At 45.0% G+C, this 25,844-nt stretch carries 19 protein-coding genes; 11 read left to right on the plus strand and 8 right to left on the minus strand.

Annotated features, from left to right (window positions below; genetic code table 11):
- Positions 1-235 precede the first annotated feature (235 nt).
- From gltB to R7M92_RS15820, 8 genes are all read left to right on the plus strand, one after another.
- Entirely contained in the window at positions 236-4,699 is a 4,464-nt protein-coding gene (gltB, locus tag R7M92_RS15785) for a glutamate synthase large subunit (RefSeq protein WP_318133806.1), read from the plus strand.
- Between the two features lie 20 nt (positions 4,700-4,719).
- On the plus strand, positions 4,720-6,132 hold the full coding sequence (locus R7M92_RS15790) for an FAD-dependent oxidoreductase (protein WP_213917038.1): 1,413 nt from the start codon (positions 4,720-4,722) through the stop codon (positions 6,130-6,132).
- A 91-nt stretch (positions 6,133-6,223) separates the two neighbouring features.
- Entirely contained in the window at positions 6,224-6,652 is a 429-nt protein-coding gene (locus R7M92_RS15795; protein WP_025768418.1) for a DUF1499 domain-containing protein, read from the plus strand.
- Positions 6,653-6,715: 63 nt separating this feature from the next.
- Positions 6,716-7,411 carry a 5'-methylthioadenosine/S-adenosylhomocysteine nucleosidase gene (mtnN, locus tag R7M92_RS15800; protein WP_318133808.1) on the plus strand — a complete coding sequence of 232 codons (696 nt, stop codon included), beginning with the start codon at positions 6,716-6,718 and terminating at the stop codon, positions 7,409-7,411.
- A gap of 11 nt (positions 7,412-7,422) precedes the next feature.
- Positions 7,423-8,376, plus strand: a complete 954-nt coding sequence (locus R7M92_RS15805) for a cobalamin biosynthesis family protein (protein ID WP_318133809.1) — start codon at positions 7,423-7,425, stop codon at positions 8,374-8,376.
- A complete protein-coding gene (btuF, locus tag R7M92_RS15810) occupies positions 8,376-9,197 on the plus strand; it encodes a vitamin B12 ABC transporter substrate-binding protein BtuF (RefSeq protein ID WP_213877239.1) in 822 nt (273 codons plus the stop codon). Before R7M92_RS15805 ends, btuF begins: the two co-directional genes overlap by 1 nt.
- 69 nt (positions 9,198-9,266) lie before the next feature.
- Positions 9,267-9,887, plus strand: a complete 621-nt coding sequence (locus R7M92_RS15815; RefSeq protein WP_005387377.1) for a TRIC cation channel family protein — start codon at positions 9,267-9,269, stop codon at positions 9,885-9,887.
- Between the two features lie 128 nt (positions 9,888-10,015).
- Positions 10,016-10,870, plus strand: a complete 855-nt coding sequence (locus R7M92_RS15820; protein WP_005387379.1) for a LysR family transcriptional regulator — start codon at positions 10,016-10,018, stop codon at positions 10,868-10,870.
- Here R7M92_RS15820 and R7M92_RS15825 read toward each other — a convergent pair.
- Positions 10,812-11,591, minus strand: a complete 780-nt coding sequence (locus tag R7M92_RS15825) for a TSUP family transporter (RefSeq protein WP_017821480.1) — start codon at positions 11,589-11,591, stop codon at positions 10,812-10,814. The genes R7M92_RS15820 and R7M92_RS15825 overlap by 59 nt on opposite strands.
- A 304-nt stretch (positions 11,592-11,895) precedes the next feature.
- Between R7M92_RS15825 and R7M92_RS15830 the strand changes: the two genes are divergently transcribed.
- Positions 11,896-12,765, plus strand: a complete 870-nt coding sequence (locus R7M92_RS15830) for a hypothetical protein (RefSeq protein ID WP_054576665.1) — start codon at positions 11,896-11,898, stop codon at positions 12,763-12,765.
- Positions 12,762-13,187 carry a hypothetical protein gene (locus R7M92_RS15835; protein WP_017633621.1) on the plus strand — a complete coding sequence of 142 codons (426 nt, stop codon included), beginning with the start codon at positions 12,762-12,764 and terminating at the stop codon, positions 13,185-13,187. The genes R7M92_RS15830 and R7M92_RS15835 overlap by 4 nt, the downstream gene beginning before the upstream one ends.
- A 323-nt stretch (positions 13,188-13,510) precedes the next feature.
- Here the strand turns inward: R7M92_RS15835 and carB are convergent, their stop codons facing one another.
- From carB to secA, 5 genes are all read right to left on the minus strand, one after another.
- Positions 13,511-16,744 carry a carbamoyl-phosphate synthase large subunit gene (gene carB, locus R7M92_RS15840; protein ID WP_318133811.1) on the minus strand — a complete coding sequence of 1,078 codons (3,234 nt, stop codon included), beginning with the start codon at positions 16,742-16,744 and terminating at the stop codon, positions 13,511-13,513.
- Between the two features lie 16 nt (positions 16,745-16,760).
- The gene (gene carA, locus R7M92_RS15845; protein ID WP_017821483.1) at positions 16,761-17,900 is read right to left on the minus strand and encodes a glutamine-hydrolyzing carbamoyl-phosphate synthase small subunit; all 1,140 of its coding nucleotides are present in this window, start codon (positions 17,898-17,900) and stop codon (positions 16,761-16,763) included.
- Between the two features lie 481 nt (positions 17,901-18,381).
- On the minus strand, positions 18,382-19,191 hold the full coding sequence (gene dapB / locus R7M92_RS15850; protein ID WP_318133813.1) for a 4-hydroxy-tetrahydrodipicolinate reductase: 810 nt from the start codon (positions 19,189-19,191) through the stop codon (positions 18,382-18,384).
- 110 nt (positions 19,192-19,301) lie between these two features.
- Positions 19,302-19,700 (minus strand): 8-oxo-dGTP diphosphatase MutT, encoded by a 399-nt coding sequence (mutT, locus tag R7M92_RS15855; RefSeq protein ID WP_005387387.1) that lies wholly within the window; start codon positions 19,698-19,700, stop codon positions 19,302-19,304.
- Between the two features lie 155 nt (positions 19,701-19,855).
- Positions 19,856-22,585: a preprotein translocase subunit SecA gene (gene secA / locus R7M92_RS15860; RefSeq protein ID WP_225473423.1), complete on the minus strand. Its 2,730-nt coding sequence runs from the start codon at positions 22,583-22,585 to the stop codon at positions 19,856-19,858.
- A 407-nt stretch (positions 22,586-22,992) separates the two neighbouring features.
- On the opposite strand from secA, the gene R7M92_RS15865 reads away from it, so the two are divergent.
- On the plus strand, positions 22,993-23,451 hold the full coding sequence (locus R7M92_RS15865; RefSeq protein WP_005381869.1) for a DUF721 domain-containing protein: 459 nt from the start codon (positions 22,993-22,995) through the stop codon (positions 23,449-23,451).
- Positions 23,452-23,564: 113 nt separating this feature from the next.
- Here the strand turns inward: R7M92_RS15865 and lpxC are convergent, their stop codons facing one another.
- The gene (gene lpxC / locus R7M92_RS15870) at positions 23,565-24,482 is read right to left on the minus strand and encodes a UDP-3-O-acyl-N-acetylglucosamine deacetylase (RefSeq protein WP_005381871.1); all 918 of its coding nucleotides are present in this window, start codon (positions 24,480-24,482) and stop codon (positions 23,565-23,567) included.
- A 101-nt stretch (positions 24,483-24,583) separates the two neighbouring features.
- Positions 24,584-25,822 (minus strand): cell division protein FtsZ, encoded by a 1,239-nt coding sequence (gene ftsZ, locus R7M92_RS15875; RefSeq protein ID WP_017633617.1) that lies wholly within the window; start codon positions 25,820-25,822, stop codon positions 24,584-24,586.
- Positions 25,823-25,844 lie beyond the last annotated feature (22 nt).

Raw genomic sequence — 25,844 nt, forward strand, 5'->3', positions numbered from 1 at the left:
ATGGTAAATCGTATATTCACGTGATGATCCACTAATAACTTGACCTTTTTTACAATAAGCTATAGCTTGTGAAGTTGATGAAAATAAAACACTCAAAAAATGTTAAATATTTCACAACTTTTACTGAATAATTATACATAAAGCTATAAAGATGACGCATAGTTAGTCATCGATATCGACGTAAGCAGTGTTGATATATCTGTCGGGATGACGGATAAGCAAAGGGAGAATTGCAATGGCTCTTTATGATCCAAGTCTTGAGAAAGACAACTGTGGATTTGGCTTGATCGCGCATATGGAAGGCGAACAAAGCCACAAGCTGGTACGTACAGCAATTTCTGCACTTGACCGCATGACTCACCGTGGTGGTATCGCCGCCGATGGTAAAACTGGTGATGGTTGTGGTCTTCTATTACAAAAGCCCGATTCCTATTTACGTCTTATTGCCGAAGAAAATGGTTTCAACCTTGGCAAGCAATACGCCGTAGGGATGATTTTCTTCAACCAAGATCCAGTCAAAGCTCAACTCGCTAAAGACATCGTCAACAAAGAACTGGCGCAAGAGACGCTAACTGTGGCTGGTTGGCGTGAAGTACCAACTAATTCAGAAGTACTCGGTCCAATTGCGGCCAACTCGCTTCCAAATATTCAGCAAGTCTTTGTCTCTGCACCGGCAGGTTGGCGCGAACGCGACATTGAACGTCGTCTCTACATCGCACGCCGTCGCATCGAGAAACAAATCACCGAAGATCCGGATTTCTACATCTGTAGCTTGTCGACTCAAGTTTTGGTGTACAAAGGCCTATGCATGCCTGCGGACTTACCGCGCTTTTATCTTGATCTTGCCGATCTACGTATGGAATCTGCTATCTGTCTGTTCCACCAGCGTTTTTCTACCAACACTCAACCGCGTTGGCCATTAGCTCAACCGTTCCGCTACCTTGCTCATAATGGTGAGATCAATACCATTGAAGGTAACCGACAATGGGCACGCGCTCGTGCTTACAAGTTCTCGTCACCACTGCTGCCTGACCTACAAACTGCAGCACCGTTTGTGAACGAGACAGGCTCAGACTCGTCTAGCCTAGATAATATGCTAGATCTCTTTTTAGCTGGCGGCATGGATATCTTCCGTGCCATGCGTATGCTTGTGCCGCCAGCATGGCAAAACCACCCTGACATGGATCCGGATTTGCGTGCGTTTTACGATTTCAACTCCAAACACATGGAACCATGGGATGGCCCAGCAGGTATCGTACTGTCCGATGGTCGTTATGCTGCTTGTAACCTAGACCGAAACGGTCTACGTCCTGCGCGTTATGTAATTACCAAAGACAAGTTGATCACTCTGGCATCTGAGGTAGGGATTTGGAATTACGCCCCAGATGAAGTTGCCAAAAAAGGTCGTGTAGGTCCGGGGGAATTGCTCGTCATCGACACTCGTAAAGGTAAGCTTTGGCAATCTAGCGAGATCGATAATGATCTGAAATCTCGTCACCCTTATCGCGAATGGATGGAGAACAACGTTCGCAAACTAACACCGTTCTCTCAACTGCCTGAAGATCAAGTAGGTGAGCGTAGCTTTGATGAAGACTTGCTTAAGACTTATCAAAAGCAGTTTGCCATGAGCAATGAAGAAGTCGATCAAGTATTGCGTGTCCTCGGTGATATGGGGCAAGAAGCCGTCGGTTCGATGGGTGATGACACCCCGATGGCGGTTCTTTCTTCGAAAGAGCGCTTGGTGACTGATTACTTCCGTCAGAAGTTCGCGCAGGTCACCAACCCACCAATCGATCCGCTGCGTGAGAAACACGTCATGTCGCTGGCAACCAGCATCGGCCAGGAGATGAACGTCTTCTGTGAAACCGATGGCCACGCGCATCGTGTAACCTTTGATTCTCCAGTACTGCTCTATTCTGACATGCAGCAACTACTAGAGCTGAGTGACGATCATTACCGTAATACCATTCTCGATATCAACTACGACCCACAACAAAAAGATCTTAAACAAGCCATTAATGATCTGTGTGAGCAAGCAGAGCAAGTCGTTCGTGAAGGCACGGTTTTAGTGGTTCTTTCGGACAGAGCCTTGGTCAAAGGTAAGTTACCAATTCCGGCAGCAATGGCAGTCGGCGCCGTTCAAACTCGTCTGATTGACGCGAACTTACGTTGCGATGCCAACATTGTTGTCGAAACCGCAACAGCCCGTGATCCACACCAATTTGCCGTCTTGCTTGGTTTTGGTGCCACTGCGGTTTACCCATACCTTGCTTATGAAGCGTTAGGTAAACTGATTGATGATAAAGCGCTAGAGAAAGACTACCGCGATGTGATGCAAAACTACCAATACGGCATCAACAAAGGCCTGTACAAGATCATGTCGAAAATGGGGATCTCAACCATCGCCTCTTACCGCTGCTCACAACTATTTGAAGCAGTTGGCTTGAGCCAAGATGTGGTCGATCTGTGTTTTAAAGGCGTCACAACTCGAATTGAAGGCGCGAATTTTGACGACTTCCAGCAAGATCTTACAAACTTATCTCGTAAAGCATGGGCGAAACGCAAATCGATTGATCATGGCGGCTTGTTAAAGTACGTCCATGGAGGTGAATATCATGCTTACAACCCGGATGTCGTCGGCACGCTGCAACAGGCCGTTAAATCTGGCGAAAGTAACGACTATCAGAGCTTTGCTAAGCAGGTAAACCAACGCCCTGTTGCCATGCTGCGTGACTTAATGTCGCTGAAAAAATCAGACTCACCGCTGCCACTTGAGCAAATAGAACCACGCACTGAACTGTTCAAACGCTTTGACTCAGCGGCAATGTCCATTGGCGCACTTAGCCCAGAAGCGCATGAAGCACTTGCAACGGCGATGAACCGTCTTGGTGGTTACTCTAACTCGGGTGAAGGCGGTGAAGATCCTCGCCGTTTCGGTACTGAGCGTAACTCACGTATCAAACAGATTGCTTCTGGCCGATTTGGTGTAACGCCGCATTACCTGACTAATGCGGATGTACTGCAAATCAAGGTGGCACAAGGTGCGAAACCGGGTGAAGGTGGACAGCTACCAGGACACAAAGTCACCGCTGAAATCGCAAAACTGCGTTATTCGGTACAAGGCGTGACTCTGATCTCCCCTCCTCCGCACCACGATATATATTCGATTGAAGATTTGGCCCAGCTGATCTTCGACCTTAAACAAGTCAACCCGAATGCGCTGGTTTCGGTAAAACTCGTCTCCGAGCCAGGTGTCGGCACCATCGCAACGGGCGTAGCCAAAGCTTACGCTGATCTTATTACCATTTCGGGTTACGACGGTGGTACCGCAGCAAGCCCATTAACTTCGGTAAAATACGCTGGTAGCCCTTGGGAGTTGGGGTTGGCAGAGACACAACAAGCACTGGTTGCTAATGGTCTGCGTCATAAGATCCGCCTACAGGTAGATGGTGGTCTAAAGACTGGTTTAGACGTAGTTAAAGCCGCAATTTTAGGTGCAGAAAGCTTCGGTTTTGGTACTGCGCCAATGGTCGCTATGGGTTGTAAGTTCCTACGAATTTGTCACCTCAACAACTGTGCAACTGGGGTTGCGACTCAAGACGAGACACTGCGTAAAGAATACTTCAAAGGTCTACCAGAAATGGTGATGAATTACTTCATCGGCTTGGCAGACGAAGTGCGCGGATTACTCGCCGAACTTGGCGTTGAAAAGCTGACGGACTTGATTGGTCGTACCGATTTACTTGAGGCAGTAGAGGGATTTACAGCGAAACAGACCAAGCTGGATCTATCCAATATTCTAGAAGCTCCAGTATCACCTGAGGGTCATCCGCTATTTTGGACAGAGCCAAACAAACCGTTTGATAAAGCTGAGCTCAACCAAAAGATCATTGATGATGCCATGCATGCGGTCGAAAACGGTCAATCGGCAAGTTTCTTCTACAATGTTATCAACACTGATCGTTCTGTTGGTGCACGCTTATCTGGCGAAATAGCAAAACGCTATGGCAACCAAGGATTGGCGGCTTCCTCTATCAAAATCTATCTTGACGGCACCGCAGGTCAGTCCTTTGGTGTTTGGAACGCAGGTGGTGTAGAGCTTTACCTCACGGGCGATGCGAACGACTACGTGGGCAAAGGCATGGCGGGTGGTAAAGTGGTTATCCAACCTCACCTTGGTACCGCATTTAAATGCAATGAAGCAACTATCATTGGTAACACCTGCCTGTACGGCGCGACTGGCGGCAAGCTGTTTGCGGCGGGTAAAGCAGGTGAACGTTTCGGCGTACGAAACTCAGGTACGATAGCCGTCATTGAAGGTGCTGGCGATAACGCTTGTGAGTATATGACTGGCGGTATTGTTGCCATTCTTGGTGCGACAGGTGTGAACTTTGGCGCGGGTATGACTGGAGGCTTTGCCTATGTTCTGGATGAGAACCAAAGCTTTGAAGGTCGAGTTAATACTGAGTCTGTCGAAGCCATCTCGTTGTCCGATCTTTACATCCACCAAGAACATTTGCGTGGCCTAATTGCGGAACACCTTGAAGAAACAGGGTCGAGTCATGCAGAAAATATTTTGGCGAACTTTGATGAATGGATTCCAAAGTTCTATTTGGTGAAACCACAAGCGGCAGATCTTCGCACGCTACTTGGTCACCAGAGCCGCAGTGCTGCAGAGCTGCGTGTTCAAGCACAGTAATCATGGAGGATGTTTGAATCATGAGCCAGAACGTTTATCAATTTATCGATGTACAGCGTGTAGATCCTGCGAAAAAGCCTATAAAAGTTCGTAAGATCGAGTTCGTTGAAATCTATGAACCGTTCACTAAACAACAGGCGACTGCACAAGCGGATCGCTGCTTAGATTGTGGCAACCCATATTGTGAATGGAAATGCCCAGTCCACAACTACATCCCTCAATGGTTAAAACTTGCCAATGAAGGTCGTATTCTTGAAGCGGTTGAACTATCGCATCAAACCAATAGCCTACCGGAAGTATGTGGGCGCGTTTGTCCTCAAGACCGCCTATGTGAAGGTTCATGCACGCTTAATGATGACTTTGGTGCCGTCACCATCGGTAACATAGAAAAGTACATTACCGACAAAGCGTTTGAAATGGGCTGGAAGCCAGATATGTCCAAGGTGGAGTGGACCGATAAAAAGGTTGCAATCATTGGAGCTGGCCCAGCTGGCTTGGCTGCCGCGGATATCCTAGTGCGCAATGGCGTTAAGCCAGTCGTGTTTGACCGCTACCCTGAAATTGGAGGCCTTCTGACCTTCGGTATTCCTTCCTTCAAGCTTGAAAAAGGCGTGATGGAAAACCGCCGCCGTGTGTTCACTGAAATGGGCGTCGAGTTCCGCATGAACATGGAAGTAGGCAAAGATGTCCAAATGCAAGAGCTGCTTAATGAATACGATGCTGTTTTCTTGGGCGTTGGCACCTATAAATACATGCGTGCAGGTCTAGATAATGAAGATGCGCCGGGTGTGTATGACGCGCTGCCATTTTTAGTTTCGAACACCTACAAAGTCATGGATCTTGAGAGTAACCAACCCTTTATCGATATGGCAGGAAAGAAAGTCGTCGTACTGGGTGGTGGTGATACAGCAATGGACTGCGTTCGTACCTCAATTCGCCAAGGTGCCTCCAACGTAGTTTGTGCTTATCGTCGTGATGAGGCCAACATGCCAGGCTCTCGTCGCGAGGTAAAAAACGCAAAGGAAGAAGGCGTGAAGTTCATGTTCAACCTTCAGCCTTTGGGAGTTGAAGTGGATGCGTCAGGCAAAGTCTCGGGAGTCAAAGTGGTGAAAACCGCACTTGGTGAACCTGATGAAGCGGGTCGCCGACGCCCAGAGCCCGTTGAAGGCAGCGAGCACGTTCTACCAGCAGACGTTGTTATCATGGCGTTTGGTTTCCAGCCGCACAAAATGGACTGGTTAGCACCGTTTGATGTCGATTTGGATCAGTGGGGTCGTATCAAAGCCCCAGCGAAGCAAGAGTTCCAGTTCCAGACCAGCAACGAAAAGATCTTTGCGGGTGGCGATGCGGTACGAGGTTCTGATCTTGTCGTAACCGCAATTGATGAAGGACGAAAAGCGGCAGAAGGCATTCTCGATTACCTCGAAGTTTAATCTCAGCTAACCTCACAAAAAGGGTCCTGTTATTGGATCCTTTTTCTTTTGTATCCATATAATTAGAAACAAAATTATAAGAGTAAATATAATGAAAAAAGCCGCTCTCCTTTCCATTACTTTGCTCGGCTTAACCGCTTGTAGCCAAGGAGTCACAACCATGACGGATCGTTCTCAATCACCTTGTGGTGACAAACCAAACTGCGTCTCCACCCAAGACACGCGAGAAAAATACAACCTAACGCCATTTATCTTAGTTGATTCAGCGAACATCGACGCTATTGAGCAAGTTGCGCTTGAACTGCCAGGCGCGAAAACCGCGGTGAAAGAAAGCAACTACCTTCGTATCGAGTGCACATCTAAAATCATGCGCTTCGTGGATGACCTCGAACTAAAAATAGCAGGAGACCAACTGATTGTGCGCTCGGAATCTCGTGTGGGCTACTCTGACTTTGGCGTAAACAGAAAGCGCGCCGATCAATTACGAGAAAAGCTCACTCAAGCGAAGCTCATCAAATAGAAAACTGCCAACGGGGAGTGCTATACTCTCGGCCAACTAAAATATTTACTTAAAGAGAGTGTTATGAAAGTTGGTATCATCGGTGCGATGGAACAAGAAGTGACCATCCTGAAGCAAGCAATTACAAACTGCAAAACTGTAAATAAAGCAGGTTGTACGTTTTTCTCTGGTCAAATTAACGATGTTGAAGTCGTCGTACTACAATCGGGCATCGGTAAAGTTGCAGCGGCGGTGGGCACGACAATCCTTCTTGATGAATACCAACCAGACGTTGTGATTAACACAGGCTCTGCTGGCGGTTTCGATTCAAGCTTAAACCTTGGCGATGTAGTTATCTCTACAGAAGTTCGTCATCACGATGCAGACGTAACCGCTTTTGGCTATGAAATTGGCCAAATGGCCGGTCAACCAGCTGCATTCAAAGCGGATGACAAGCTAATGGACTTAGCAGCAAAAGCCCTAGCACAAATGGAAAACACTCATGCGGTTCGCGGCCTAATTTGTACTGGCGATGCGTTTGTTTGTACCGCTGAGCGTCAAGAGTTTATTCGTAAACACTTCCCGTCAGTTATCGCTGTAGAAATGGAAGCATCTGCTATCGCTCAAACTTGTCACCAATTCAACACACCGTTTGTTGTTGTGCGTGCAATCTCTGATGTCGCTGATAAAGAATCACCAATGAGCTTTGATGAGTTCCTGCCTCTAGCAGCAAAAAGCTCTTCCGAAATGGTATTCAAAATGCTGGAACTCATTAAGTAAACGACTCATTCATGGAAGAAGTTTTTCAGTCATTTTATGCCAACGGTGCGCTCCTCATTATGTGGGGTGCACTGCTCTTGCACCTTTTAGTGCCAATCCCCCATTCAGCGCACCCTATCACTTTATGGCGAAAGCTAGCAGAACAGCTAGCCAACAAAGTGAACAATAATCACAATTACTCACAGAGTGTAATCTCAGGCAGTCTTGCATTAGGCTTGATGCTGTTTCCTTGCTTGATATTACTGATTGCAGTAAAGCCATTTGTTTGGCAAATCCCTTTATATGAACTGGTTCTATTGATCCTTGCGCTAGACTGGCGCAACAGCGAAACGTTAACGAAACAGCTCGTCACAAGTATCTCTTCGGAAGACAAAGCCCAATGTCGAGCATTACTGCAACCATATCTTAATCGCGACACTGGTAACCTCTCGATCGTTGGCATAGGTAAAGCTGGCTCAGAAACCCTGATTATGGGATACAGCCGCAACGTGATCGGCGTGCTATTTTGGTACGCACTAACAGGTGGTATTGGTGCGTTAATGTATCGACTCACAACAGAATTAGCGCGAGTGTGGTCCCCTAGCCGACGCCAATATTTGCCCTTTGGTAAACCTGTGATTCAACTGGTTGCTACTCTGGATATTATTCCACTTCGTCTCTTTGCCATACTTTTAGCTGCCGGAAAGAATACAAGTAATGTGCTCTCTGGAATACAACAGCAAGCGAAGTCTTGGCCCTTACCAGGACCTAGCTGGGTGTTATGTACTATCGGACACAAACTACAACTGTCTTTATGCGGCCCTGCTATCTATCAAGGTGTGCGTGCAGAGCGCGCAAAAATCGGTGGGCGCATTGCGCCATCGGCTATTCACCTTTCACAAATACATACGCTGCTCGTTTGGCGCGTCCTGGCTTGGATCGCAATCCAAAGTTTGCTTTTAGGAATAATTTATCAAGGATTATGATGAATAAATTATGCTTCGCATTAACGCTGTTTGTTTCGACAGCGACCTTCGCTCAACCCGCTCAACGCATTATAAGTTTAGCTCCACATGCCACCGAAATTGCCTTTGCAGCAGGGCTAGGAGAGCAGCTTGTTGCTGTCAGCGAAATGAGCGATTATCCAGAACAGGCAAAGCAGCTAGAAAGAGTCTCAAATTATCAAGGAATTAAATTAGAGCGCATTATTGCTCTTCAGCCGGACTTAGTGATTGCTTGGCCAGCCGGAAACCCCGCTAAAGAGTTGGAGAAAATTAAACAGTTCGGTATTCCTATCTATTACTCCACTACAGGTTCATTAGAAGATATCGCCAATAATATCGAGCAACTCAGCCAATACAGCGAAACTCCACAAGTAGGAAAAAAGGCCGCTGAAGATTTTAGAACGCAGCTGAGTACACTAAAAGAACAGTACAACACGAACGAGAAAGTTCGTTACTTTTATCAGTTGAGTGAAAAGCCTATCATCACTGTCGCCGGAAAGAACTGGCCAAGTGAAGTCTTTACTTTTTGCGGTGGTGAGAACATTTTCGCCGCATCCAGCGCGCCTTATCCTCAAGTTAGCATCGAGCAAGTCATTACTCGCCAGCCAGAGGTTATTTTTACTTCTCGTCACGCAATGAGTAACGATGGTATGTGGGCTGAGTGGAGTAATGAGCTTCTTGCTCTTAAAAACAAACACATCTGGTCCCTAAACTCTGATTGGATTAACCGTCCGACACCACGCACATTGAACGCGATCAAGGAAGTGTGTGAGCACTTTAAAAGCGTTCGTCAAAAACGCTAACGATTTCGTGGCAAATACCGTACAATTTCCGCCCATTTTTTCTCACACTATTTAAAGGTACTAAGTAACATGGACTCCATGCTGCTTTATATGATCGATTTGTTCGGTACCGCTGTTTTCGCTATCTCTGGCGTATTACTGGCTGGCCGTTTAAAAATGGATCCATTCGGCGTTATCGTACTCGGCAGTGTGACTGCTATAGGTGGCGGAACAATCCGAGACATGGCGCTTGGTGCCACTCCCGTATTTTGGATAACAGATACGACTTACTTATGGGTGATATTTGTTACGTGTCTACTAACCATGCTTGTTATTCGAAGACCCAAGCGACTCTCATGGTGGGTATTACCCGTTTGTGATGCCATCGGTCTCGCTGTATTTGTAGGAATAGGAGTAGAAAAGGCACTCGCCTACAATGCTTCTGGGATGGTCGCGGTGATAATGGGGGTTATTACTGGCTGTGGCGGTGGCATTATACGAGACGTGCTGGCTCGCGAAGTTCCTATGGTATTAAGAAGTGAAGTCTATGCTACGGCATGTATTATTGGCGGCATCTTCCATACGATGGCGGTAAACATGGGTTATGACCACTCAACGGCTTTGCTCGCTGGTGTAATCTCAACGCTCATTATACGTCTCGGTGCGATTCGTTGGCATCTATCCCTGCCAACTTTCGCCATTAACCGTTGAACACCAACAACATCACTCATCATGGAGTCGACCAAGTGTCGGCTCCTCTCATTTATGCTCATTTGATTCGCCAATTCTTGGGCAATTCGCTAAATTATCTCAACCATTCCTAACTTTCATTAATCATTATGTTGCTTGAAGGTATTGAAACGTTACTTGTCCTCAGTAAAGAAAAAACCATGAGCCGCACGGGCAGTCAACTCTATATTAGTCAGTCTGCCGTGAGTAAACGTATTTCAAATCTAGAGAAGAAGTTAGGAAAAAAATTGATAGAGCCAAATGGTCGGCACATAAAGCTGACCTCCGATGGCCTTGCCCTCATAAACACAATAGAACCCACGTTCAATGAGTTAAGAGGTCAGATCTATGATCAACAACAAATAGAAGATACTTCTTTGATCAAGATAGACTGCTCTGAAACCTTAGTCGCTGGATACCTCAGCATGATCATGGCAGAACACTTTGCCCATGATCAGTACATACGAATATCGACCAATCATACGCCACGCATTATTGAGAATGTGAAATCAGGCAAAGCAACATTGGGATTTTGCGCTGGCTATCTACCACCTCATCATGGATTAATGAGCCTTCACCTCGCCGATGAACCTTTCTCAATTGTCAGTCGACATTCACTTTCACAACTACCTAAAGCTATTTTGACCAATGACCTAACTAACCCTGCCAACACATATCAACAAGCTATTTTATCCAAACACGGAATCGAACCTTTGATGGAAATGGATTCGTATACTGCGGCAGCACAACTGGCTTTGGGAGGTATGGCTCCCGCTTTAATCCCTAAATCTATCCTAACGACACTTAATATCACACCTAAGTTCTGCTATGACTTTGAAGAGCTAGATCAGTTAGTTCGACCAATACATATCTGCTTACGTCACAGCACATATCGTAGCGAGCGAGTTAAAGCACTGACAGAATCCATTGCTGATGTTGTTGCCAAAGAAGTTTCGTTGCCATAAGCATCGACATCACTATAACTAGAGGACGAATCCATTTTTGCCCTTTACTTACCACGACCTTCGCCCCTAACTGAGCACCAAGAAAACCGCCAACAGCCATAGTTAAGCCAAGCTTCCACACTGGCAACCCAGCTAAGATAAAAAAGAGTAGTGCCGCAATGTTTGACGTGAAATTGAGGATTTTGGTTCTAGCTGTGGCTTCGACCAAAGAAAAGTGACCTAGTGCAACAAAACAAACAGTAAAAATAGATCCAGTCCCAGGGCCAAAAAAGCCATCATAGAAACCGATCCCGCCACCAATGCATAGCGCAAACATCGCTTCAGATAACTTTGGTTCTCCATCGATTTTTCGCGTACTTGGCGCGAGTAAAAAATAGAGGGAAATGGCTATCAAAAGAACAGGGATCAAACTGGTGAGTACGCTAGCATCAATAAACTGCACAGCCTCGGCACCGATTGCAGCGCCTATAAAAGTGCAGAGTATCGCAAAACGCATTTCCTTTAAGCTAACAATACCGTTACGCACGAAATACCAGCTAGCAGAGAAACTGCCAAACGAACTTTGTAACTTATTGGTTGCTAGAGCTTGAGTCGGACTCAACCCCGCAGCCAAAAGCGCAGGGAGCGTAATGAGCCCTCCCCCACCAGCCATCGCATCAATAAAGCCTGCGGCAGTCGCAACCAAAAATAAGGCCAACAAAATTTCAACCGTGATTTCCACTACACTTCCTTTTTGAAGAGGTATCAAAGAGGAAGAAACGGTAGCATTTATTCACAAAACTACCAATGGAAAGTCAAGACACCAATCTATTCCTAATTTTCATAGAATTAATGCTTAAACTTGACTCCAAACTTTTATATAAAATTTAGTTGTCAGAAAGAATTGAATCACTGTCACAAATCTATTCCTGATAATGAGATCAAACGCTTACCTTTAAATATAAAACTAGACGAATATGAAAGATCTGTTCAGCATGTAGAGTTTACATTGTCAGCGCTCAAGGCCCGATATCTGAGGAAAATACATGACTAGCAACTACCCTTTATCACGACATCAATCCTCAAAAAATAGTGGTAGTATAAGCACCTACCCACTTTATAAATCAAATCATCAACATCGAAATCAAGAAACCATTATCTTATCTATCGATAGCTTCGATATCGTTGTCAAGAACAATGTAAAAGATAAAGCGAAATTAGAACGTTGGGAAAAGATAAAGGGAATGTTTGAAAATACAGCAAACTATTATGCTACAGGACAGGACTTAGTTTTTATAACCAACTTATCAAACTATTTGTACGGAAATAATAGCTCTGTTATCGTTAAAAATTATTCTGGAGCTCCACATATCATACTCACAGGCTCCCCTGCTATGCACTCAAAGCTTTCTGGATTAGGAAAATTTCTTCCCACTCCAACTGTGGCAAAGTTCGCTGTTGGACCAGAAGGGGCATTACAATCCATTAGAAGTGGGGGCATAATAACAATTATCTTAATATCCACATACAGAGTGATTGACTTTTTCCTCAATGACCGTCAAACCTTAGCCAAACTATTTGGTACTTTAGCTAGTGATATAATCACTATCGGGTTATCGTCAGCTGCAGCAGCTATATTTGTAAACTTTGCCGCAGCAGTGGGTGGCAGTGTTGTAACTTTAAGTGCTGGCCCATTATTAGGGGCTATTTTGATAAGCTCGGCTGTAGGTCTTTTATTGAATAGAGAAAATGATAAACGAGGTTTAACACAGAAGTTAATAGCCTCTATAGATATTTACTTAAAGCAAAGAGATATAGAAGCAAAGAGAAGAGCAAAAGAAGAATATAATGAGATTCAACGTAAAACTCAAAGTATGATTTTCTCGCAAGAAATACAGCGAGGTTTGTTACGATGAAAAAAGGGAGTTACGACCGAACGCAAGTGTTTTTTTATTTAATAATTTTATTAGCATCAGCAATATCACTGTTAATATATGGTTTTGATGGATTGTCAGACTTTTATCTTAACATCTATAATAATGAAAGTTATTCATCTTTTGATCAGGCTGATATTTTGATTATAGGCTCTAGTTTGATCTTATTTGAATGCTCTAGAATGTCCGTAAAAACATTAAAATCAAATAATTTCCTAACTAAAAGTGAGTTTAAAAGCTCTAGTAAGATATTCCTAACTATATCGGTAACTAGTTTTTTTCTTCTTTATCCCTCGCTACTAGCAGCAGATGTTTTTGCAAAAAGTAACGGATACTCTCTTGATACTGAAGAATCAACTTATAACTTAGTCTTAGAAAAAAGAACATATCGAAGCACTCCATAGTTAGTATGTCTTTAAGCTCGACACTGCTTATTTTAACTTTTTCTAATTACCTATCTGCTTAAAGAGTTATGGTCGGCTTAATACCTCAGTCCTACAGCATTAATTTTGTTGCAGCAAGTGGTAGTTCTATTGCTTCATCTTTGGACACATTGCTTGCCATCATTAGCTTAATGATCTTCAAAAGCGAAGCATACCAATCGTTCCTAGCACACTTTAATGCTCTTCATTTTAGAAAAACCTCGATATAAAAAAGCCCGCTCAAATGAGCGGGCAATGAGGTTGTCATGTAAGCCCTGATTAACGAGCTTACTGATTTTTATCTGTTACGCGTCTAGACTCGCTTTCACTTTAGCGTGTAACTCTTGAACCGAAGTTACTGACGCTTTTGCGTCTGCAGTATGAGACATACATGTAGCGAACGCTGCATTCAGTGTCGTTGTGTAGTTCACTTTTTCTGCCAGTGCACCACGGCGTAGAACTTTCGAATCTTCAATCGCTTGACGACCAGCAGCCGTGTTTACGATGTAGGTGTATTCGTTGTTCTTGATGCGGTCAAGAATGTGTGGACGACCTTCGTGTACTTTGTTTACCAAACGTGGGTTAATACCCGCTTCGCCCAGAATTACAGCAGTACCGTGTGTCGCATCCAACTGGTAACCCAGTTTCACTAACTTAGAAGCTAGGTCAACAACACGCTCTTTATCACCTTCACGTACAGACAGTAGCGCACGACCACCTTCAGGATATACCGCACCACAACCTAGCTCTGCTTTCGCGTAAGCTTCTGCGAACGTTGCACCCACACCCATTACTTCACCTGTTGAGCGCATTTCAGGGCCCAATAGAGGATCAACACCAGGGAATTTGTTGAACGGCAGAACCACTTCTTTCACTGAGTAGTAAGGTGGGATAATCTCTTTAGTAAAGCCTTGTGACTCTAGAGATTGACCCGCCATTACACGTGCAGCGATTTTCGCTAGAGGAGCGCCTGTCGCTTTCGATACGAATGGTACCGTACGAGCAGCACGAGGGTTCACTTCAATTAGATAAACGTCGTTATCTTTCACAGCAAACTGCGTGTTCATCAAACCGCGTACACCGAGTTCGAATGCTAACTTCTCAACTTGCTCACGCATCTTGTCTTGAATTTCCTGACTTAGCGTGTATGCAGGCAGTGAACATGCAGAGTCACCAGAGTGAACACCCGCTTGTTCGATGTGCTCCATGATACCGCCGATAACGACGCGTTCACCGTCACAGATAGCATCAATATCAACTTCGGTTGCATCATCCAAGAAACGGTCTAGCAGAACTGGAGACTCGTTCGATACGCTTACTGCTTCGTTGAAGTAGCGACGCAGGTCTTGCTCGTCGTACACGATTTCCATCGCACGACCACCGAGTACATAAGATGGACGAACAACTAATGGGAAGCCAATTTCTTTCGATTTCTCAACCGCTTGCTCCATCGTTGTTACTGTCGCGTTTTCTGGCTGAAGTAGACCTAAACGGTCAACAGCGGCCTGGAAGCGTTCACGGTCTTCCGCACGGTCGATAGCATCTGGGCTAGTACCAATGATTGGCACACCAGCCGCTTCTAGAGCACGAGCCAGTTTAAGTGGCGTTTGACCACCGTACTGAACAATCACACCTTTTGGTTTTTCAACGCGAGCGATAGACAGTACATCTTCCAGAGTTACTGGTTCGAAGTACAGACGATCAGACGTATCGTAGTCAGTAGATACCGTTTCTGGGTTACAGTTAACCATAATGGTTTCGTAACCGTCTTCACGCAGCGCAAGTGATGCATGAACACAACAGTAATCGAATTCGATACCTTGGCCGATACGGTTTGGACCGCCACCAAGAACCATGATCTTATCTTTGTCTGTTGGGTTTGCTTCACATTCTTCATCGTAAGATGAGTACATGTAAGCCGTGTCAGAAGAAAACTCTGCTGCACATGTATCCACACGTTTGTAAACCGGATGAATATCAAACTGCTCACGAGCACGGCGAATTTCACTTTCAGCGACACCAAGCAATTTAGACAAGCGAGCATCAGAGAAGCCTTTGCGTTTCATCTGACGAAGCACTTCTTTGGTCAAACCTGCGTAGCCGCCCGCCTTGACTTGTTCTTCGAGTTTTACAATTTCTTCGATTTGAACCAGGAACCAGCGGTCGATTTGAGTCAAGTTGAACACACCGTCGACTGACATACCCGCTCGGAATGCATCGGCGATGTACCAGATACGCTCTGCACCTGCTTCTTTAAGTTCGTGACGAATCTTAGTCAGTGCATCTGGCGCTTCCAGATCGACCATCTCATCAAAACCACTTGCGCCAACTTCTAGGCCACGCAGTGCTTTGTGAAGAGATTCTTGTTGGTTACGACCAATCGCCATTACCTCACCAACCGATTTCATCTGAGTTGTCAGACGATCGTTTGCACCAGCAAATTTCTCGAAGTTAAAGCGAGGGATCTTAGTTACGACGTAGTCGATAGTTGGTTCAAATGACGCAGGTGTTGCACCACCTGTGATGTCGTTTTGTAGTTCGTCTAGCGTAAAGCCAACAGCCAGTTTCGCGGCAATTTTCGCGATTGGGAAGCCTGTTGCTTTTGATGCTAGCGCAGAAGAGCGAGATACACGCGGGTTCATCTCGATGATGACCATACGACCGTCTTTCGGGTTGATACCAAACTGTACGTTTGAACCACCTGTTTCAACACCAATCTCACGTAGAACGGCTAGCGATGCATTACGCATAAGCTGGTATTCTTTGTCAGTCAGTGTTTGTGCTGGAGCAACCGTGATTGAGTCGCCCGTATGGATACCCATTGGGTCAAAGTTCTCGATTGAACATACGATGATACAGTTGTCCGCTTTGTCACGAACGACTTCCATTTCGTACTCTTTCCAACCGATTAGTGACTCATCGATAAGAAGTTCGTTGGTCGGAGATAAGTCCAGACCGCGACGACAGATTTCTTCGAACTCTTCTTTGTTGTACGCGATACCACCACCAGTGCCACCCATGGTGAACGATGGACGAATGATACAAGGGAAGCCAACCATATCTAAAACTTTGTAAGCTTCTTCCATGCTCTTCGCTGTATCTGCGCGAGGACACTCAAGGCCGATAGACTTCATCGCTTTATCAAAACGAGAACGGTCTTCCGCTTTGTCGATTGCATCAGCCGTTGCACCAATCATCTCTACGCCAAACTCTGCGAGAACGCCGTGCTTCTCTAAATCTAACGCACAGTTAAGTGCTGTCTGACCACCCATAGTTGGCAGAACTGCATCAGGACGTTCTTTCTCGATGATCTTGCGTACAACTTCCCACTGAATCGGCTCGATGTAAGTCGCATCTGCCATCTCTGGGTCAGTCATAATCGTTGCTGGGTTAGAGTTAACCAGGATAACTCGGTAGCCTTCTTCACGAAGAGCTTTACACGCTTGTGCGCCAGAGTAGTCAAACTCACATGCCTGACCGATAACAATCGGACCAGCACCAAGAATTAGAATACTTTGAATGTCAGTACGTTTTGGCATTATCTACTACTCCGAATTAAGCGCTGTGTTTTTTGATTAGTTCGATAAAGTGGTCAAATAGCGGTGCCGCGTCATGTGGACCAGGGCTCGCTTCTGGGTGACCTTGGAAGCTAAATGCTGGCTTGTCTGTGCGGTGGATACCTTGCAAAGAGCCATCAAATAGCGATACGTGAGTAGCACGTAAGTTTTCCGGTAATGTTGCTTCATCTGCCGCAAAGCCGTGGTTTTGCGAAGTGATCATCACAACGTTACGCTCTAAATCTTTTACTGGGTGGTTTGCACCGTGGTGACCAAACTTCATTTTCACCGTTTGCGCACCTGATGCTAGCGCCAGAATTTGGTGACCTAGACAAATACCAAAAATTGGCAGGCCTTTTTCTAGGAACACTTTGGTTGCTTCAATCGCGTAAGTACATGGTTCTGGGTCACCAGGGCCGTTCGATAAGAATACGCCATCTGGATTTAGTGCCAGAACTTCTTCCGCTGACGTTTCTGCAGGTACAACCGTTAAGCGGCAGCCGCGGTCAACCAACATTCGTAAGATGTTGCGTTTTGCGCCGAAGTCGTAAGCGACAACGTGGTATGGCAGCTCGCTGTCATCTTTCGCCTCTGGAAGTCCACCTTCAAGCGTCCACGAACCTTGTTTCCACTGATACGCTTCTTTTGTTGTAACTTCTTTCGCAAGGTCCATTCCTTTTAAGCCTGGGAATTCTTTTGCTTTCGCTAGTGCCAAAGCTTCGTCTAGGTTATTGCCCGCAACAATACAGCCGTTTTGAGCACCTTTTTCACGCAGGATACGAGTGAGCTTACGAGTATCGATATCAGCGATGCCAACGATATTTTGAGACTTAAGATAATCAGAGAGGGATTGTTCGTTACGGAAGTTAGAAGCGATTAGAGGAAGATCGCGAATCACAAGGCCTTGTGCATGAATGGAAGAGGATTCTTCATCTTCGGAAGTGGTTCCGGTATTGCCAATGTGAGGATAAGTGAGAGTGACGATTTGCTGAGAATAGGAAGGATCAGTGAGGATTTCTTGATACCCCGTCATCGAGGTATTAAAAACGACTTCACCAACGGAAAGACCATCTGCCCCTATGGACACTCCGCGGAACACTGTCCCATCTTCTAGGACCAACAGTGCTAATTTACCCAAGACAACCTCCAGAATAAAAATGCAAAAAAAATAAATCAAACTGCAAACATGCCTTCCTTTACCTATAAAATCTACATAAATAGGTATTTCAGACAAATTGGCGGTATTCTAAAGTTGGACTCGAAACCTGTCAACCTACAATCAAAAATAAATGATTAATTTCTAGCGAGTAAGGTCATTTTGAATCAGTAAGGCCCAAAAAGATAACTTTTACATGCTATTACATAGAGAGGCATAGAGGTTTAATGAATTTTACAAATTTGAACTTTTTAGAGATCACAAAAAAGTATGAGTTTTTCAAGCAAACGTTCACCCAACAAAAAAGACATTAGTTTTTAGACATCAAAACCCAAAATACCCACAAAACAACCAAAATAACAACTAAAGTAAGCGCCAAAATACTTTCTGTTAGAATCATTTCATTTACAAATAATTCTATAGATATAAAAAAGCCGGCTACCGCCGGCGAATAATTATGTATTTAGAGTTCATTCAATTCCAAAACATCTGTCATGGTATAAAAGCCTGCTGGTTTGGCACTCAACCAAACAGCGGCCTTGACGGCGCCATTAGCAAACGTCATACGATCGGTCGCTTTGTGCGTTATCTCCACTCGTTCCCCGATATCAGCAAACATGGCTGTGTGCTCACCGACAATATCGCCAGCGCGAATTGTAGCAAAGCCGATCTCATCTTTAGTACGTTCACCTGTGATACCTTCTCGCGCATAGACAGCTACATCATTCAGCTTGTTGCCCATCGCACCAGCAATGGCTTCGCCCATCCCGATAGCGGTACCAGAAGGAGCATCAACTTTATGACGATGATGTGCTTCGACAATCTCAACATCACAGTAGTCGCCCATCACTTTGGCTGCTTTCTCAAGAAGCTTAAATACTAGGTTCACACCAACAGAGTAGTTAGGAGCCATGACAACAGGCACTTGCTTAGCGGCTTCGTCAATCAGTTCACGCTCTGCATCACTGAAACCAGTCGTCCCAATCACAATACTCTTTCCATGCTTCTTACACAGTTCAAGATTCGCCAACGTACTTACTGGGGCAGTAAAATCGATGATTACATCAAAATTATCGACGTCTTTAGCAAGATCATCCGTTAAGAACACATCGAATTTGCCTTCACCACAAAGTTCACCGATATCGACACCGACAAGTGAGGACTCAGGTCGTTCTGATCCCGCGCTCACTGTCGCCTCTGGGTTAAGGTGTGAAGCTTTAACCAAATTACGGCCCATTCGGCCTGCTGCTCCTGCGATTGCAATACGAACCATTGCGCTTTCTCTCCTTCTCTGGATAACGAGGTTTGCTCTCGTTCTCTCGTTTCGCTTAATCTGTTTAAACTAACAACATACCGTGGTTACCACAAGCAAGTTCATCAGGCTTAAGCGAACTCTTTTACGACACGCTCCAAGATAGGCACGTTCGCTTCAGGAAAGGCATAGTTACCCAATTCTCTTATCTCAACCCAGCGACCTTCTTGACCTTCTCGGCCGTAAGGCTCATTACTGAACTTAGATACCGTAATAAAATCAAACTTAAGTGATTTGTCTGGATAGTCATATTCCAAATGCTCGAAAAGGGCTTGCTCAGTAACTTCAATTCCTACCTCTTCTTCAAGTTCTCTTGCTAGAGCATGTTCAATACTTTCTCCTGACTCGACTTTCCCGCCGGGAAACTCCCAAAACCCGCCTTTATGCTTGTCGTCTGGACGCTTTGTAATAAAAATTTTTGATTTGTCTTGGTTAAAAATAATAGCCGCGACTATGTGAATTCTTTTCATAGGGGTTCCTAACTCTCAAGCCGTTACACTTCAACGGTCTTTGAATCTCTAAAACTATCCGATGCTATCAAAACTTATGAAATTCGACAGCCACAGAATTTGCTTAAAAAAAGAGCCGCCTAGGCGACTCTTTAAAAAATTATCTGACTAATACGTTAGTCGATTTTGCCGTGGCACTGTTTATACTTCTTACCACTACCACAAGGGCAAGGCTCATTGCGACCTACTTTGCGTTCATCACGTACCATTGGCTGACTTGAACCTTCTTCAGATTCTTCACCTTCAGAAAGAGGGTTTTGTGCTGCTGCGTGTTGCGCTTGAGCACGACGAGCGGCCTCTTCAGCTTGCGCACGACGTTGCTCTTCCATACGTTCAACTTCTTCTTGTTGCTGAACTCGAACGCGAGATAGAACAGTAATCACATCAGTTTTCAGCGCTTCTAGTAGACCTTCAAACAGTTCAAACGATTCACGCTTGTATTCCTGTTTCGGGTTCTTCTGCGCATAGCCGCGTAAGTGAATACCCTGACGCAAGTGATCCATTGCTGCCAAGTGCTCTTTCCAAAGCGTATCCAGAGTTTGAAGCATAACCGATTTCTCGAAGTTACGAAGCACTTGGGCACCCACCACTTCCTCTTTCTCTTTGTACACTTCAACGGATAGATTGATGATCTTCTCGCGTAGCGCCTCTTCGTAAAGCTTATCGTCTTCTTCAAGCCATTGCTTCACTGGCGCATCAAGATCGAAGTCTGCTTTCAAGCGCTCTTGCAGACCTTCAACGTCCCACATATCTTCTAGTGATTGTGGCGGGATGTACTCATCAATAACCGCTGTTAGCACATCTTCACGGTTTTGCTCGATCATACCGCTGATGTCTTCAACGTTCATCAATTCGTCGCGCAGCTCGTAGACAACCTTACGCTGATCGTTCGCCACATCATCGTATTCTAGTAGCTGCTTACGGATATCAAAGTTACGACCTTCCACTTTGCGCTGTGCTTTTTCAATTGAGCGAGAAAGCATTTTCGATTCAATAGCTTCACCTTCTTCCATACCACTTTGAATAAGGCTCGCCATACGATCAGAAGTGAAAATACGTAACAAAGAGTCTTCCATAGATAGGTAGAAGCGAGATGAACCTGCATCTCCTTGACGACCAGAACGACCACGTAGCTGGTTATCAATACGGCGAGATTCGTGGCGCTCAGTACCAATGATGTGTAGACCACCAGCATCTAGTACTTGATCATGTACCACTTTCCACTCTGCTTTAATCGCATCGATTTGTTCTTGAGTTGGGTTCTCCAAAGCTTCCACTTTTGATTGCCAACTACCGCCAAGCACAATATCCGTACCACGACCGGCCATGTTGGTCGCGATAGTTACCGCACCAGGCATACCCGCTTCAGCAACAATTTCCGCTTCCTTTTCATGGAATTTCGCATTCAATACGTTGTGTTTGATCTTCGCTTTCTTCAATGCGTTAGAAAGAAGTTCTGATTTTTCAATCGATACTGTACCAACCAATGTTGGCTGACCTTTCGCAACGCGCTCTTTGATATCTTCAATGATTGCAGCAAACTTCTCAGCTTCGGTACGGTACACCACATCCGGCATATCGTTACGAATCATTGGTTTGTTGGTTGGGATAACCACCGTTTCCAAGCCATAAATAGATTGGAACTCAAACGCTTCAGTATCCGCAGTACCTGTCATACCAGACAGTTTTTCGTATAAGCGGAAGTAGTTCTGGAAGGTAATCGAAGCCAAAGTTTGGTTTTCGTTTTGAATCTTAACGCCTTCTTTCGCTTCTACTGCTTGGTGAAGACCTTCAGACCAACGACGACCTGGCATTGTACGACCAGTATGTTCATCAACAATTACTACTTCACCTTCGTCAGTAACGATGTAATCAACGTTGCGCTCAAACAACACATGAGCACGCAAAGCGGCATTCACGTGATGTAACATGCTGATGTTAGTCGGAGAGTAAAGTGTGTCACCCTCTTCCATAAGACCATTTTTCACCAACAGTTCTTCAACGTACTCTTGGCCCGTTTCTGTGAGGTATACTTGCTTTGATTTCTCATCAACAGTGTAGTGACCATCACCACGATATTCTTCAGAGTCTTCTTTGTCTTGCTTTTTAAGATGCGGGATCAAAAGGTTGATTCGGGTGTATAGCTCAGAGCTATCTTCAGCAGGACCAGAAATGATTAAAGGGGTACGAGCTTCATCAATTAGGATTGAGTCCACCTCATCGACAACTGCAAAGAAGCGTTCACGTTGTACGCGATCTTCGCTACGGAAAGCCATATTGTCACGAAGGTAGTCAAAACCAAATTCATTGTTCGTTCCGTACAAGATGTCAGCTTGGTACGCTTCTTTTTTCTCTTGAGGAGGCATGTTTGGCACGTTTACGCCAACAGTCATACCTAAAAATTCAAATAGAGGGCGGTTTGTCTCTGCATCACGTTTAGCTAGATAATCGTTCACTGTTACAATGTGAACGCCTTTACCAGCCAGGGCATTTAGGTAAGCAGGAAGCGTTGCCGTCAGCGTTTTACCTTCACCCGTACGCATTTCAGCGATTTGACCCGCATTTAGAACCATACCGCCGATAAGCTGGACGTCGAAGTGGCGCATACCGTAGACACGCTTAGATGCTTCACGAACCGTAGCAAAAGCTTCTGGAAGTAGTTTATCAAGAGTTTCACCTTTCTCTAGGCGCTCACGGAATTCAACCGTCTTTGCTTTTAACTCTTCATCACTTAGAGCCTCGAATGTTGGCTCATAGTTATTAATTTCTTTTACAATTTTTCTAAGGCGGCGCAGTGTTCGGTCGTTGCGACTGCCAATCACTTTTGTCAGTAGCTTAGTTATCATTTTTCGTGAATCTCTCTTTATTCAGACCGTTCCCGATCTACTCATAATGCCTTCAGTCTCTGCCAGTTTGGAACTAAGAATACTGAGATAAATCATTTATCAAAGATATTGAGTTCAAACATCCATATTTCAAGGCTAAGTTTTGAAACAATGTGGCTTAGTGTAAGGATTTTTAATCGATACAACCATAAATAGACGTATTTGTTTGAAGCACTCTGAAGTTTTTACTTAAAGTGGTGACTGATTAGCCGATATTGCATACCGCAATATGTGTAATCCATCCAGAACAAACTTTGCTTTTTACCTTGCTACATTGTAAAACTGAAGCTAAAGACGTTAATGTAAACTATACCTTGATAGAAAGCTGCTCTAGAATAGCTATATCTCAACAAAATTAGATTTTACCTATGCGTGATCACCGTCCAACCTCGACTGAAGATGTTATTGCTGAGTCACAGTTCAAGCAGATTCAAGAACATGCTGGAGAAATCTTACAGCTTAACCAAGCTTTGCAAGAGGTCTTACCCATGGGGACGGCCGATCATTGCCGAGTAGCGAATGTTCGTAACGGCCATCTATTGATCGATGTCTCTAGTGCCGCAATCAAAATGAAGATCGATTACGATCGCCTCATGATCCTAAATAAACTTCGTACTCAAGGCTTTGCCAAGCTGATGAGCGTTGAAGTGAGGATCAATCCTTCACTATATCGAAACCGCTTTCAACAAGACGACAGACCTAAGCGTCCACCACTAACCGAATCTGCAGCAAAGTCATTAATGACGATTGCCGACATGGCGCCACCGAAAATTCAAGAGCGTTTAAAACGATTAGCCGATATGGCAGAAAAGGAAGATCGTAAGTGAACGTTATTTCAATATGCTGAAAGCTTGAATGTTATTGATAAATCCAGGATTAAAGCCAAATAGCAAAAAACCAGGCATAAGCCTGGTTTTTTATTAATTCTAATGCCAAGTATTTACGCAAGCACCATATTTGGTTCTGCGAATGCTACTGGTGAGCCGACTTCTTCTTCGAATGTAGTCCACTCCCACGCTTCCTGATCTGCAAGAACAGCACGTAACAGTTGGTTATTTAAACCGTGGCCAGATTTAAAGGCACGGAATTCACCAATGATTGGGTGGCCACACATGTAAAGGTCACCAATCGCATCCAACACTTTGTGAGTCACAAACTCATTTTCAAAGCGTAGACCTTCTTCATTAAGAATACGGTAATCATCCAAAACGATAGCATTGTCAAAACTACCACCCAAAACTAGGTTTTGAGATTGTAGATATTCGATATCACGCATAAAGCCAAACGTACGTGCTCGAGAAATCTCACGAACAAAGCCTTTTGACGAGAAATCAAACAGCAAACGTTGCTCGTCTGATTCAATCGCTGGGTGATTAAACTCAATTTCGAAGTCCATACGGAAGCCGTTAAATGGTACAAATTCTGCCCATTTATCACCATCTTCAAAACGAACTGGCTTTTTGATGCGGATGAAGCGTTTTGGCGCATTTTGCGTTTCGATACCTGCTTGTTGTAGCAAGTATACAAATGGGCTTGCACTACCATCCATGATCGGAATTTCAGGTGCGTCTACTTCGACAACAATGTTATCGATGCCCATACCAGCAAGTGCCGCATTCAAGTGCTCAACAGTTGAAATACGCACACCTTCATCGTTTACCAATGCAGTACAAAGCATGGTGTCACGAACCGAAGCTGGATCAGCTGGAAAATCTACAGGTGGATTTACATCTGTACGACGGTAAATGATACCTGTATTTGCAGCAGCCGGGCGCAGAGTAAGTGTGACTTTACGACCAGAGTGGAGACCCACACCAGTTGTTTTCACTATTTCTTTCAGAGTACGTTGTCTGATCATCTGCTTGCCTCTCAAAAATTTGCTACAAAACACGGCCGTCTGTAACGTCGACCGTGAATGCTACCATAATTTTGAGCCATGTCAAATTTATGGGTTAAAGATTAATCAGCCTGACGACGCAAAAATGCTGGTATATCTAAATAACCACTTTCCTTTTCTTGCTTTGGAGCCGCAGAACTTTGGCTCGACGAAGCTGGAGAAGAAGGAGCAGTGTTTGTCGGCTGAGGAGTTACCTGTGGCTTCTCTTGCACTTGATTATTTTGCAAGGTCTGTGCCGGTTTTTCTTCAGCTTGCGTTGCCGCTGCTTGTTGCTGTGGTTGAGCTTGCGGCGTCGGTGCCACTTTAGCTTTACCACCCGCAACTAGCGTGATATCTGGCTTTTTCTCATTACCAATACCTGTCGCTACAACTGTTACGCGGATTTCGTCAGTCATATCAGGGTCTAGAGAAGTACCGATAACAACAGTCGCATTGTCAGAAGCGAATGCCTTCACTGTATTACCAACCGTCTCAAACTCGTCAAGACGCATATCCAGACCAGCAGTAATATTGACAAGAACACCACGAGCGCCCGCTAGATCGATGTCTTCCAGAAGTGGGCTAGAAATTGCCATTTCAGCCGCTTCTTCAGCACGGTCTTCACCTTTGGCGATGCCGCTACCCATCATTGCGTGACCCATTTCAGACATTACAGTTCTTACGTCCGCAAAGTCGACGTTGATCATGCCAGGGCGAGTAATTAGCTCAGCAATACCTTGAACGGCATTCTTAAGAACATCGTTAGCGCTTGCAAAAGCTTCTAGTAGTGTTACACCACGACCAAGTACTTTAAGTAGCTTTTCGTTTGGAATCGTGATCAAAGAGTCAACATGCTTAGACAGCTCATCGATACCTTGCTCAGCAAATGCCAAACGCTTTTTACCTTCAAAACTAAACGGTTTAGTTACTACCGCTACTGTTAGAATGCCAAGCTCTTTAGCCACTTCAGCAATAACAGGCGCTGCACCAGTACCGGTACCGCCACCCATACCAGCTGCGATAAACACCATATCGGCGCCAGTCAGGGAATCTTTAATTCGATCTCTGTCTTCGAGAGCTGCGTCACGGCCAACCTGTGGATTAGCACCTGCACCCAGACCTTTAGTGATATCACCACCGATCTGAATAACATTGCCAACGCTTGTCTTACGAAGTGCTTGCGCATCAGTGTTGACGCTGATGAATTCCACACCTTCGATGGATTCACGCACCATGTGTTCAACGGCGTTACCACCGCCGCCACCAACCCCAACGACCTTGATTACTGCATCGTCAGACATTTCCATCATCGGTTCAAACATGTGTTGTCTCCGTTTATCCTGC

Source organism: Vibrio sp. Vb2880 (assembly GCF_033337975.1).
GTDB lineage: Bacteria > Pseudomonadota > Gammaproteobacteria > Enterobacterales > Vibrionaceae > Vibrio > Vibrio alginolyticus.

Excerpts from the sequence above, each read along its gene's own strand:
- gltB (WP_318133806.1), top strand. The coding sequence starts at position 236 with ATGGCTCTTTATGATCCAAGTCTTGAGAAAGACAACTGTGGATTTGGC.
- R7M92_RS15790 (WP_213917038.1), top strand. The coding sequence starts at position 4,720 with ATGAGCCAGAACGTTTATCAATTTATCGATGTACAGCGTGTAGATCCT.
- R7M92_RS15795 (WP_025768418.1), top strand. The coding sequence starts at position 6,224 with ATGAAAAAAGCCGCTCTCCTTTCCATTACTTTGCTCGGCTTAACCGCT.
- mtnN (WP_318133808.1), top strand. The coding sequence starts at position 6,716 with ATGAAAGTTGGTATCATCGGTGCGATGGAACAAGAAGTGACCATCCTG.
- R7M92_RS15805 (WP_318133809.1), top strand. The coding sequence starts at position 7,423 with ATGGAAGAAGTTTTTCAGTCATTTTATGCCAACGGTGCGCTCCTCATT.
- btuF (WP_213877239.1), top strand. The coding sequence starts at position 8,376 with ATGAATAAATTATGCTTCGCATTAACGCTGTTTGTTTCGACAGCGACC.
- R7M92_RS15815 (WP_005387377.1), top strand. The coding sequence starts at position 9,267 with ATGGACTCCATGCTGCTTTATATGATCGATTTGTTCGGTACCGCTGTT.
- R7M92_RS15820 (WP_005387379.1), top strand. The coding sequence starts at position 10,016 with ATGTTGCTTGAAGGTATTGAAACGTTACTTGTCCTCAGTAAAGAAAAA.
- R7M92_RS15830 (WP_054576665.1), top strand. The coding sequence starts at position 11,896 with ATGACTAGCAACTACCCTTTATCACGACATCAATCCTCAAAAAATAGT.
- R7M92_RS15835 (WP_017633621.1), top strand. The coding sequence starts at position 12,762 with ATGAAAAAAGGGAGTTACGACCGAACGCAAGTGTTTTTTTATTTAATA.
- carB (WP_318133811.1), bottom strand. The coding sequence starts at position 16,744 with ATGCCAAAACGTACTGACATTCAAAGTATTCTAATTCTTGGTGCTGGT.
- dapB (WP_318133813.1), bottom strand. The coding sequence starts at position 19,191 with ATGGTTCGTATTGCAATCGCAGGAGCAGCAGGCCGAATGGGCCGTAAT.
- mutT (WP_005387387.1), bottom strand. The coding sequence starts at position 19,700 with ATGAAAAGAATTCACATAGTCGCGGCTATTATTTTTAACCAAGACAAA.
- secA (WP_225473423.1), bottom strand. The coding sequence starts at position 22,585 with ATGATAACTAAGCTACTGACAAAAGTGATTGGCAGTCGCAACGACCGA.
- R7M92_RS15865 (WP_005381869.1), top strand. The coding sequence starts at position 22,993 with ATGCGTGATCACCGTCCAACCTCGACTGAAGATGTTATTGCTGAGTCA.
- lpxC (WP_005381871.1), bottom strand. The coding sequence starts at position 24,482 with ATGATCAGACAACGTACTCTGAAAGAAATAGTGAAAACAACTGGTGTG.
- ftsZ (WP_017633617.1), bottom strand. The coding sequence starts at position 25,822 with ATGTTTGAACCGATGATGGAAATGTCTGACGATGCAGTAATCAAGGTC.